This window comes from Crenalkalicoccus roseus (assembly GCF_004761865.1).
In the GTDB taxonomy this organism is placed as follows: domain Bacteria; phylum Pseudomonadota; class Alphaproteobacteria; order Acetobacterales; family Acetobacteraceae; genus Crenalkalicoccus; species Crenalkalicoccus roseus.
The window spans coordinates 24,280-35,104 of sequence record NZ_SJDM01000030.1 but is presented as its reverse complement, the minus strand read 5'-3'; the positions used below and the strand labels follow the sequence as shown (position 1 = coordinate 35,104).

Annotated in this window: 8 protein-coding genes, 1 tRNA gene and 1 pseudogene; 8 read left to right on the top strand and 2 right to left on the bottom strand. The window is 72.3% G+C overall.

Annotated elements, in window-relative coordinates:
* A pseudogene (locus ET526_RS15795) lies at positions 1 to 243 on the bottom strand (hypothetical protein); the annotation flags it as partial.
* Positions 244 to 375: 132 nt separating this feature from the next.
* On the opposite strand from ET526_RS15795, the gene ET526_RS15790 reads away from it, so the two are divergent.
* The 4 genes from ET526_RS15790 (at position 376) to ET526_RS15775 (ending at position 2,542) form a co-directional block, all read left to right on the top strand.
* Positions 376 to 452: transfer RNA gene (locus tag ET526_RS15790), tRNA-Trp, on the top strand.
* A gap of 96 nt (positions 453 to 548) precedes the next feature.
* Positions 549 to 743: a preprotein translocase subunit SecE gene (gene secE / locus ET526_RS15785; protein ID WP_135468743.1), complete on the top strand. Its 195-nt coding sequence runs from the start codon at positions 549 to 551 to the stop codon at positions 741 to 743.
* A gap of 14 nt (positions 744 to 757) precedes the next feature.
* Positions 758 to 1,294, top strand: coding sequence for a transcription termination/antitermination protein NusG (gene nusG / locus ET526_RS15780; RefSeq protein WP_135468740.1), 537 nt, complete (start codon positions 758 to 760; stop codon positions 1,292 to 1,294).
* Positions 1,295 to 1,405: 111 nt separating this feature from the next.
* Positions 1,406 to 2,542, top strand: coding sequence for a TRAP transporter substrate-binding protein (locus tag ET526_RS15775; RefSeq protein ID WP_135468738.1), 1,137 nt, complete (start codon positions 1,406 to 1,408; stop codon positions 2,540 to 2,542).
* Between the two features lie 42 nt (positions 2,543 to 2,584).
* Here the strand turns inward: ET526_RS15775 and ET526_RS15770 are convergent, their stop codons facing one another.
* Positions 2,585 to 2,770 carry a DUF3008 family protein gene (locus ET526_RS15770; protein ID WP_135468736.1) on the bottom strand — a complete coding sequence of 62 codons (186 nt, stop codon included), beginning with the start codon at positions 2,768 to 2,770 and terminating at the stop codon, positions 2,585 to 2,587.
* A gap of 289 nt (positions 2,771 to 3,059) precedes the next feature.
* Between ET526_RS15770 and ET526_RS15765 the strand changes: the two genes are divergently transcribed.
* The 4 genes from ET526_RS15765 to dctP all read left to right on the top strand — a co-directional run bounded on the left by ET526_RS15765 (position 3,060) and on the right by dctP (position 10,788).
* A complete protein-coding gene (locus ET526_RS15765; protein WP_135468734.1) occupies positions 3,060 to 6,014 on the top strand; it encodes a carbohydrate-binding domain-containing protein in 2,955 nt (984 codons plus the stop codon).
* A 79-nt stretch (positions 6,015 to 6,093) separates the two neighbouring features.
* Positions 6,094 to 7,665, top strand: a complete 1,572-nt coding sequence (locus tag ET526_RS15760; RefSeq protein WP_135468755.1) for a lysine--tRNA ligase — start codon at positions 6,094 to 6,096, stop codon at positions 7,663 to 7,665.
* On the top strand, positions 7,665 to 9,632 hold the full coding sequence (locus tag ET526_RS15755; protein WP_135468731.1) for a phosphatidylglycerol lysyltransferase domain-containing protein: 1,968 nt from the start codon (positions 7,665 to 7,667) through the stop codon (positions 9,630 to 9,632). Before ET526_RS15760 ends, ET526_RS15755 begins: the two co-directional genes overlap by 1 nt.
* Positions 9,633 to 9,723: 91 nt before the next feature.
* Positions 9,724 to 10,788, top strand: coding sequence for a TRAP transporter substrate-binding protein DctP (dctP, locus tag ET526_RS15750; protein ID WP_135468729.1), 1,065 nt, complete (start codon positions 9,724 to 9,726; stop codon positions 10,786 to 10,788).
* Positions 10,789 to 10,825: the final 37 nt, after the last annotated feature.

The following is a 10,825-nucleotide window of genomic DNA, read 5'->3' as shown; positions in this document are numbered from 1 at the left end:
GTGCAGCACGTTGGCGAGGAAGGCGGCGAGACGGAGCGGCGTGTCGAGTCCGTGCCGGGCGCAGGCCGCCCGCAGCACCGGCGCCCAGGTGGCGGCCCCGCGGGCGCCGAGCGTGGCGAGCAGCTCCTCCGTCACCGGGGAGGGGACGGCGGGGCTCCACGCCGCGGCGGCGCCCTCCGGCGGTGCCGCCAGCGGAGGCGGAGGGGGTGGTGTCGGGGCGGGGCTGGCCGTGGTGGCACCCATCCTGGTGTTCTCCGTCGTTTCGGAACAAAAAGAGAACACATTCCGGCCGCCGCTGCAAGCGCGCCGGCCCGGGCGGCGCGTCTGGACAGTCCGGGCGGCCTCCGCTATGGCGCGCCTTGCCGGAGGCGGCGGAGGGGCGTAGCTCAATTGGCTAGAGCGCCGGTCTCCAAAACCGGAGGTTGGGGGTTCGAGACCCTCCGCCCCTGCCAGGTCCGCCCGATCGTCGCAACACCCTGTGCGGGCGACGCCGACCAGGCGGGAAGTCCTGGGCCGGCGCCGCCCCGTGAGCGTTGAAGGAAGCCGAGTTGGCCAAGCTGGATCCCGCGCAGTACGTCCGGGAGGTGCGGTCCGAGGTGGCGAAGGTCACCTGGCCCACGCGCAAGGAGACGCTGATCACCACCGGGCTGGTGCTCGCGCTGTCCGCGCTCGCCGCGCTGTTCTTCCTGATCGTGGACCAGCTCATCGGGCTCGCCATGCGTGGCCTGTTCGGGCTGGGCTGAGGGAGGTCCGGAGCATGGCCGAGAAGAAGTGGTACGTGGTGCACGTCTATTCCGGCTTCGAGAAGAAGATCGCGCAGCAGATCCGCGAGCAGGCGGCGCAGAAGGGCCTGGCCGACAAGTTCGAGGAGATCCTTGTCCCCTCCGAGGAGGTGGTGGAGGTCCGCCGCGGCCAGAAGGTGAACGCCGAGCGCAAATTCTTCCCCGGCTACGTGCTGGTGAAGATGGAAATGACCGACGACGCCTGGCACCTGGTGAAGGACACGCCCAAGGTCACCGGCTTCCTCGGCACCCGCAACCGGCCGAGCCCGATCTCCGAGGCCGAGGCGCAGCGCATCGTCCGCCAGGTGCAGGAGGGGGTGGACAAGCCGAAGCGTCCCTCCATCACCTTCGAGGTGGGCGAGCAGGTGCGCGTCGCCGACGGCCCCTTCACCAGCTTCAACGGCGTGGTGGAGGAGGTGGACGAGGAGAAGGGCCGGGTGAAGGTCAGCGTCTCCATCTTCGGCCGCTCCACCCCGGTGGAGCTGGAATACGGCCAGGTCGAGAAGGTCTGACCCGCCCGCCTGCTCCGCCGCGATTGTTGCGGCGGTACCGCTCCCGCGCATAGCCTTTCCCCGGCCGCGCGCCCGGTCCCCGGCTCCGCCGGCCGCACGGGAGGGAATACCATGTCAGGAGAGGCAACCGGATCGGCCGGTCGGCGCGGCATGCTGAAGGCGGCGGCGGCCGGCGCCGTTGGCGCCGCCGCGCTGGCGAGGCCCAATGTCAGCCGCGCCCAGACCACCGTCATGCGCTTCCAGTCCACCTGGCCGCAGCGCGACATCACCCAGGAATTCGCGCGCGACTACGTGGAGCGCGTCAACGCCCTCGCCGCGGGGAGGCTGCGGCTCGAGCTGCTGCCGGCCGGCGCCGTGGTCGGCGCTTTCCAGCTCCTCGACGCCATCTCCTCCGGCGCGCTCGACGGCGGGCACGGCGTCTGCGCCTACTGGTTCGGGAAGAACAAGGCGTTCAGCCTGTTCGGCACCGCGCCGCCCTGGTTCGGCGACGCCAACCAGCTCCTCGGCTGGTTCTACTACGGCGGCGGCGAGGCGCTGTACCGCGAGCTGATGCACGACATCCTGCGCATCAACGCCGTCGGCTTCCTCAGCGGCCCGATCCCGACCCAGCCGCTCGGCTGGTTCCGCCAGCCGATCGAGCGGGTGGAGCAGTTCCGCGGCCTGAAGTACCGCACCGTCGGCCTCGCCGCCGATCTCTTCGCCGAGCTCGGCTCCGCCGTGGTCTCGGTGCCCGGCGCCGAGATCCTGCCGGCGCTGGAGCGGGGGGTGATCGACGCGGCGGAGTGGAGCAACCCGACCTCCGACCGCATCCTCGGCTTCCCCGACGTGGCGCGGAACTACATGCTGCAGAGCTACCACCAGCGCACCGAGTGCTTCGAGTGCCTGTTCAACCGGCAGCGCTTCGAGGCGCTGCCGCGCGAGCTGCAGCTCGTGCTGCGCCACGCCGCCGAGGCCGCCTCTGCCGACATGTCCTGGAAGCAGCAGGACCGCTTCTCGCGTGACCTGCAGGAGATGGTGCAGCAGGGCGTCCAGGTGCGCACCACGCCCCGCCCGCTGCTCGAGGCCCAGCTCGCCGCCTGGGACCGGGTGATCGAGCGCATGGAGGGGGACACCTCTTCGCCGACCGCGGGGCCGTTCTTCAAGAAGGTCTGCGACAGCCAGCGCGCCTGGTGTCGGCGCGTGACCGGCTTCTATCTGCGCTACGAGGTGAGCGCTGCGCTCGCCTACAACCACTTCTTCGGTCGCTGAGGCAGGCCGGGCGCCGCCGCGCGGCGGCGCCCTTCCGCGGCGTCAGCCGCCGCTCCGCTCCGGCAGCGTCTTGCGCTTCGCGTGCGCCATCTCCCGCAGCTCCTTCTCGCTCATCGAGCGCGCCATCTCCTTCGACGCGCCCTTGAGGCTCGATGCCGGCCGCTCGCCACGCTTGGCGGCCAGCGCCGCGCCGGCGGCCATCTGCTGCTTCTTAGATTTCGCGGGCATTGCGCGAACCTTTCCTCCGTTTCATGCGGGACGGAGGCTGCGCGCCGGCGGGGCGCATGCCCCGCCCCTCCGTCCCGTGACATAGCGAACGGGCGGGGGTGCCGGTTGCGCCGGCAGAGGGCGGGCCAACGCCCGGTCGTGCGCGGCGCGGGGGGACGCCGCAGGCTTTCCGGCCGGGCAGGCGCTCCGCCCAAGATCTTTTCATCGAGGGGGCTTCGGGCCGCATGTTATCCCCCAAGATGCAAGACGCGCCTGCCGCCGGCAGGTCCCCGCCCGCTGAGGTTCCCCGATGGCCAGCTTCAACGATCCTGAATTCCCGGCGCAGTGGCAGCTCGGGCCGAACGGCGTCCGGCTCACCGCCGTCTTCGACGACTACATCGGCCGCGGCGTGCGCATCGGCATCGTGGACACCGGCGTGAACTACCTCCAGCCGGAGCTGATCGGGCGCTACGACACCGCCGCCGACTGGGACGCGCTCGACAAGGATGCCGACGCGCTCAACATCGGCGGCGACCAGCACGGCACGCAGGTGGCGCTGATCCTGGCGGCGGAGGCGAACAACGGCATCGGCGGCGTCGGCGCCGCGCCGGGGGCGACCATCACCGGCTTCCGCATGGACACGCGCGCCCTGCGCACGCCGGCGCAGGAGCTCGACCTGCTGCAGCGCCAGTGGCAGGTGGACATCTCGCACAATTCCTGGAGCTATTCGGGCGATTTCTTCCGCGACAACTTCCTGGGCGCCACCTACGCCAACCACGGGGAGGCGATCGCGCACGCCGCCGCCAACGGGCGCGGCGGCCTCGGCACCGTCATCGTCCGCTCGGCCGGCAACAACGGCTTCGACGGCGACAGCGTCAACACCCACAACTACCAGAACAACCGCTTCACCATCACCGTCGGCGCCACCGACGAGCAGGCCCGCGTGCAGGGCTTCTCCAACCCCGGCGCGGCGCTGACCGTCGTCGCTCCCGCCACCGCCACCTCCTGGGCGGCGCCGCTGGTCTCCGGCGCCGTCGCCGCGATGCTGGAGGCCAACCCGACCCTCGGCTACCGCGACGTGCAGCAGATCCTGGCGCTGTCGGCGCAGCTCACCGATTCCGGCAGCGGCTGGAGCATGAACGCCGGCTATGGCTGGAACGGCGGCGGGGTGCGGTTCAGCCCGAAGGCCGGCTTCGGCCTGCTCGACGCCCGCGCCGCGGTGCGCCTGGCCGAGACCTGGGACCACGCGGCGCCGCTGACCGAGGCCAACATCGTCACCGCCTTCGCGACCGGCGGCGGCGCCGGCCGCTACATCGGCGCCGACGCCGCGCCGGTGCAGGAGAGCGTCACCATCTCCAAGGCCATGCTGGTCGAGCGGGCGGAGGTGCATCTCGACGTCAGGCACGGGCTGGTGGGCGATCTCGTCGTCACCCTGGTCTCGCCCGGCGGCACGGAGAGCGTGCTGCTCGACCGCGTCGGCAAGGGCGGCTACGACGCGCCCGGCGACCGGCTGACCTTCACCCTCGGCAGCACGAATTTCCTGCGCGAGGCGGCGCAGGGGAAATGGACGCTGCGCATCGAGGACAAGGCGGCGAACGGCCAGGCGGGCGAGCTGCTCGGCTGGTCGCTCGCGCTGTTCGGCGCGCCGGCCACGCAGGATTCGGTGCACGTCTACACCGACCGCTACCGCGGCTCGGTGGATCTCTGGCCGGAGCGCGCCACGCTTTCCGACGGCGGCGGGCGGGACGTGCTGAACGCCGCCGCCGTCTCCACCGCCTCGCGCATCGACCTGACGCCGGGCGGCAGCTCCAGCCGCATCGCCGACCGCCCGGTCCTCATCACCGCCGGCACCGTCATCGAGAACGCCGAGGGCGGGGACGGCAACGACACCATCATCGGCAACGACGCGGGCAACCGGCTCCGCGGCTGGCGCGGCGACGACCTGATCGAGGGGCACGGCGGCGACGACACGCTGCATGGCGGGGCGGGCAACGACACGCTGCGCGGCGGCACCGGCAACGACGTGCTGATCGGCGGGCCCGGCGCCGACCTCTTCGTCTTCGCCCTCGGCGACGGCCAGGACTGGATCGAGGACTTCACCTCCGGCCTCGACCGCATCCGCATCGAGGGGGTGACGAGCGGCGCCGTCTCCGTCGCCGCCGCGACGCGCGCCGGCACGCCCGGCACCCTCGTCTCCTATGGCGGCTGGGGGGATGGCATCTTCCTCGCCCATGTCGCCGCCCTGCAGCCGGGCGACATCCTGACCGACGGCGCCTCTCCGCCGCCGCCCCCGCCGCCGCCCGCCGCGGGAGGCATCACCGTCGGGGCGGGGCCGGATGCGCTGGTGCTGCGCATCACCCAGGACCACTACCTCGGCGATGCGCAGTACACGGTGAAGGTGAACGGGGTGCAGATCGGCGGCACGCTGACCGCCCAGGCGCTGCGCGGCTCCGGCACCTACGACACGGTGACCGTGAAGGGGGATTGGGCGGCCGGCGACCATACCCTGACCCTGACCTTCCTCAACGACGCCTGGGGCGGCAGCCGCGCGCTGGACCGCAACCTCTACCTGGAGGGCGCGACCTACAACGGNCAGGACCACTACCTCGGCGATGCGCAGTACACGGTGAAGGTGAACGGGGTGCAGATCGGCGGCACGCTGACCGCCCAGGCGCTGCGCGGCTCCGGCACCCACGACACGGTGACCGTGAAGGGGGATTGGGGGCCGGGCAACCACACGGTCGGGATCACCTTCCTCAACGACGCCTGGGGCGGCAGCCGCGCGCTGGACCGCAACCTCTACCTGGAGGGCGCGACCTACAACGGGGCCGCGGTGCCCGGGGCGTTCCTGGCGCTGGAGCGGGAGGGGACGCAGAATTTCGTCTTCACCGAGGGCGCCGGGGGCGCCACGCCCACCGCCACCATCGGCGCCGGGTCCCGGACGCTGCTGCTCGGCATCGCCCAGGACCACTATCTCGGCGATGCGCAGTACACGGTGAAGGTGAACGGGACGCAGATCGGCGGCGTGATGACCGCCTCCGCCCTGCGCAAGGACGGCCAGTCCGACCTGGTCGCGGTGCGCGGCGACTGGGGGAGCGGGACCCACACCCTTTCGGTGACCTTCCTCAACGATCTCTGGCACGGCACGAAGGACACCGACCGCAACCTCTACGTGACCAGCGCCAGCTTCGAGGGGGTGCCGCTCGGCGGCCTGCCGCATGCGCTGATGTCGGCGGGCACGGCCGACTTCCTCTGGACGGTCTGATCCTGCGGCGCGGGCGGCGCCCCCGGCGGGGCGCCGCTTGCGCGTTGACCCCGGCGCCACCCCCTGCCATCTGCCCGGCATGAGCGCCGCCGATCCCTCCCTCCGCACCGTCAAGGCCTGGCCCTTCGAGGAGGCCGCCAAGGTCGCCGACCGCATCGCCGCCTCGGGCAAGGGGATGGCGCTGTTCGAGACCGGCTACGGCCCCTCCGGCCTGCCGCATATCGGCACCTTCGGCGAGGTGGCGCGCACCACCTGGGTGCGCAACGCCTTCACCCGCCTCACCGGCCTGCCCTCCCGCCTCATCGCCTTCAGCGACGACATGGACGGGCTGCGCAAGGTGCCGGACAACGTGCCGAACAGGGAGATGCTGGCGCGGCACCTCGGCAAGCCGCTGACCGCCATCCCCGACCCCTTCGGCACGCATGAGAGCTTCGGGGCGCACAACAACGCCCGCCTCAAGGCCTTCCTCGACGCCTTCGGCTTCGACTACGAGTTCGCCTCCTCCACCGACTACTACCGCTCCGGCCGGTTCGACGCGGCGCTCCGGCGCATGGCGGCGCTGCACGAGGAGGTGCGGGCGGTGATCCTGCCCACCCTCGGGCCGGAGCGGCGGGCCACCTACTCCCCCTTCCTGCCCATCCACCCGGAGACCGGGGTGGTGATGCAGGTACCGATGGAGGAGGTGCGGCCGGAGGAGGACCTGCTGGTCTGGGTGGACCCGGCGACGGGCAAGCGCCACGGCACCCGCATCACCGGCGGCCACTGCAAGGCGCAGTGGAAGGCGGACTGGGCGCTGCGCTGGTACGCGCTCGGCGTGGATTACGAGATGTCGGGCAAGGACCTGATCGATTCGGTCCGGCTCTCCTCCCGCATCTGCCGCATCCTCGGGGGCGAGCCACCCGTGGGCTTCACCTACGAGCTGTTCCTCGACGAGCACGGGCAGAAGATCAGCAAGTCCAAGGGCAACGGCCTGACCATCGAGGAGTGGCTGCGCTACGCCCCGCCCGAATCCCTCGCGCAGTTCATGTACCAGGCGCCGCAGCGGGCGAAGCGCCTCCACTTCGACGTGATCCCCCGCGCGGTGGACGAGTACCTGGCCAATGTCGAGAGGCTGCGCGAGGCGCCCGAGCCCGCCAACCCCGCCTGGCACATCCATGCCGGCGCGGCGCCGGAGGCGGCGGGCAGCCCCGTCTCCTTCTCCATGCTGCTCAATCTCGCCAGCGTCGCCGGCGCGGAGGACCCCGAGATCCTGTGGGGGTTCCTGCGCCGCTACGTTCCCGGCGCCTCGCCCGAGGCGATGCCCATGCTGGCGCGGCTGGTCGAGCACGCCATCGCCTACTGGCGCGACTTCGTCGAGCCCGGCAGGCGCCACCGCGCCCCGACGCCGGTGGAGCGCGCCGCGCTCGAGGACCTGCTGCACGGCCTGCGCGCCCTGCCCGCCGACGCCGATGCCGAGCAGATCCAGGCCCTGCTCTACGAGGTCGGCAAGCGCCACCCCTTCCCCGGACTGCGCGACTGGTTCGGCTGCCTCTACCAGGTGCTGCTCGGCCAGCAGGAGGGGCCGCGCTTCGGCGGCTTCGTCGCCCTCTACGGCATTCCCGGCACGATCGGGCTGATCGAGGCCGCGCTGGCGCGCGAGGCCGCCCTCTAGTGGCGACACGCCTGGCCTGGCTGCGCCGGCACGGGCCGACCGTCTTCGGCCTCACCCTCCTGGTCGGCGCCCTCTACGTGGTGCAGCGGGAGTTCCGCGGCCTCTCGCTCGCCGACATCCAGGAGGCGATGGCGGCCATTCCGGCATCGGCGCTGTGGATCGCGGCCGGCTGGACGGTGCTCGCCTACCTGGTCCTCGCCGTCTACGACAAGCTCGGCTCGGTCTATGCCGGGCATCCCGTGTCCTGGGCGCGGTCGCTGTTCGCCTCCTTCTGCGGCTACTCGCTGGCGCACAACCTCGGCTTCGCCGCCGTCTCCGGGGCCGCGGTGCGCTACCGGCTGTACTCCGCCTGGGGTCTCACGCCGATCCAGATCGCCAAGGTGGTGGGCTTCACCAGCCTCACCTTCGCCCTCGGCGGCCTCGCCCTCGGCGGCCTCGTGCTGGTGGCGGAGCCCGAGGTGCTGCCCTGGTTCGGGGAGAACGTGCCGCGCTGGGCGCTGCAGCTCCTGGCGATCCCGATCTGGGGCGCGCTGCTCGGCTACATCCTGCTCAGCCGCTTCGTGCGCCACATCCGCGTCTTCGGCCACGAGGTCGAGCTGCCGGGGCTGCGCATGGCGCTGGTGCAGACCCTGCTCGCCACCGTGGATGTGGCGGTGACGGGGGCGATCTTCTACGCCCTGCTGCCGCCGGCCGAGGGGCTGAGCTATGTCCGCTTCATCGGCATCTACCTCGCCGCCTACGCGGCCGGGATCCTGGCGCACGTGCCGGGCGGCCTCGGCGTGTTCGACGGCGCCATCCTGCTCGGCCTGCAGCCCTATCTCTCGGCGCCGGAGGTGATCGGGGCGCTCCTGGTGTTCCGCCTCTACTACTACATCATCCCGCTGTTCATCGCGGGCACGCTGTTCGCGAGCTTCGAGCTCGGCCAGCGCCGCGCCGCGCTGCGCCGGCTCACCGCCTTCGCCCAGGGGGCGGCGCCGCTGGAGGTGCCGGCCATCGCCTCCCTGGTCGCGCTCGCCGGGGCGCTGCTGATCTTCCTCGGCTCGCTGCCGGTGCGGGGCTCGGTGCTGGAGGAATGGGCGGGCTACACCACCGCCATCGCCTCCCACTTCGCCGCCTCGGTGGTCGGCACGCTGCTGCTGCTGATGGCCTACGGGCTGATGCGGCGGCTGACGCTGGCGTGGTGGGCGACGCTGCTGCTGCTGCTGAACGGCGCGGCGATCGTCTGGCTGCGCGGGGAGGCGTGGTGGCTGTGGGGGATCTTCCTGCTGCTCGTCGTGCTGCTCGGCTCGCTGCGCAACGCCTTCTACCGCGACGCGCGGCTGACGCGGGAGCCCCTCTCGGGCGAGGGGCTGGTGCCGCTGGCGGCGGTGGCGGTCTGCGGCATCACGCTTGCCCTCGTCTCCTATGGCGGCAAGGTCTCGGACCGGAGCTGGTGGGGCGTGGTCCTCTCCCCCCTCGCGCCGGACTCGCTCCGCTTCACCGTGGCGCTGACGGGGGTGCTGCTGCTGGTCGGCGTGGTGCGGCTGCTGCGGCCGGCGCGCATCGTCGCCCTACCCTGGACCGCGGAGGCGCGGGCGCGCCTGCGCGCGCTCGGCGCGCTCGCGCCCTCCCATGCGGACGGGGCGGTGTTCGGCGAGAGGGAGCGGGCGGGCGTCGCCTTCCTCCGGCGCGAGGGGGTGTGGCTCGCCCTCGGCGATCCGGCGGGGGAGGCGCGCGACCGCGTCTCGGCCATCTGGCGCTTCCGCGACCTCTGCGAGCAGGCGGGGGTGGATCCCGCCTTCTGGCGCGTGGGGCCGGAGCTGCAGCGCGTCTATGCCGACATCGGCCTGACCCTGATGCCGATCGGCCACACCGAGGGCGGGGTGCCGCTGTTCCTCGCGCTCCGCGCCGAGCGCGACCTCGACCGGCTGAAGGAGCTGCTGCCTTCGGCGCTGCAGCAGGAGGCGGAGCGCCAGCGCGCCGCGTGAGGCGCATTGCCTGGACCTGACGGCCTGCTATCCTGCCTGCAACGGACGGGCGCCGCGGCGCACCGGACGGCAAACAGGGAGGAACCGCACCGTGACACGCCTTCGGATGATCCTGCCCGCCGCGCTCGCGGCCGGCGCGCTCTGCGCCTCCTGGGCGGTGCCGGCCGCCGCCCAGCAGCCGGCCACGGTGGAAGGCCCGCGCGTGAGCTGGGACTATTCCGTCTGGGGACCGCCCCGGCCCTTCACCGCCGGGATCGAGGCGCTGGCCAAGCACGTGCAGGAGCGCACGGGCGGGCGCTTCACCATCCGCCTCCATTACGGCGGCGCGCTCTCGGCCGGGCCGGACAACCTCGACAACATCAAGCTCGGCGCCTTCCAGATGGCGGCGATCTGCACCTCCTACCACCCGGGCAAGAACCCCGGGCTGAACGTGCTGGATCTGCCCTTCCTGCCGCTGGCCGACAAGGACGTGCACTGGCGGGTGCACATGGAGGTCTATCGCCACCCCTTCATCGTCGAGGAATTCCGGCGCTGGAACGCCGGCCTCGTGCTGTCGGCGCTGCAGCCGCAGTCGGAGCTGATGGGCCGCGGCCGTCCGATCGAGCGGCCGGAGGATTTCCGCGGCCGCCGCATCCGCGCCCTCGGCGGCACCGGGGAGGCGCTGCGCCTGCTCGGCGCGGTGCCGACCACCATGCAGGCGACCGAGGTGTACAACGCGCTCGAGCGCGGCATCGTGGACGCCGTCGCCTTCCCCTTCACCTACGCCTTCGCCGCCTACCGCATCAACGAGATCTCCAACTGGTACACGATCAACCTGGCGCCGGGCGCGAACAACTGCCCGACGGTGGTGAACCTCACCGCCTTCAACCGCCTGCCGCCGCAGTACCAGGCGCTGATCGAGGAGGGGAAGGAGAAGGCCTTCGAGGCGCTGAAGGCCTCGCAGGAGGCCGCCGAGCAGCGCGACCTCGCCGCCTGGCGCGCCCAGGGGCTGCGCGAGATCCGCTATTCGCCCGAGGTGCTCGCGCGCATCCAGGAGATCGGCGGCCAGCCGGTGTGGGACAATTGGGTCCGCGACGCCGAGCGGCAGGGCGTGCCGGCGCGCGAACTGCTCGACCTGGTGCTGAACAGGGCCAGGGAATACGCCGCGCGGCAGTAGCGGACCCGCCCCTGCCCCGGAGAGGCGGGCGCCGCCC

Coding starts and splice junctions, on each gene's coding strand:
- nusG (WP_135468740.1), top strand. CDS start 758: ATGGCCGAGAAGAAGTGGTACGTGGTGCACGTCTATTCCGGCTTCGAG.
- ET526_RS15760 (WP_135468755.1), top strand. CDS start 6,094: ATGAGCGCCGCCGATCCCTCCCTCCGCACCGTCAAGGCCTGGCCCTTC.
- ET526_RS15770 (WP_135468736.1), bottom strand. CDS start 2,770: ATGCCCGCGAAATCTAAGAAGCAGCAGATGGCCGCCGGCGCGGCGCTG.
- ET526_RS15775 (WP_135468738.1), top strand. CDS start 1,406: ATGTCAGGAGAGGCAACCGGATCGGCCGGTCGGCGCGGCATGCTGAAG.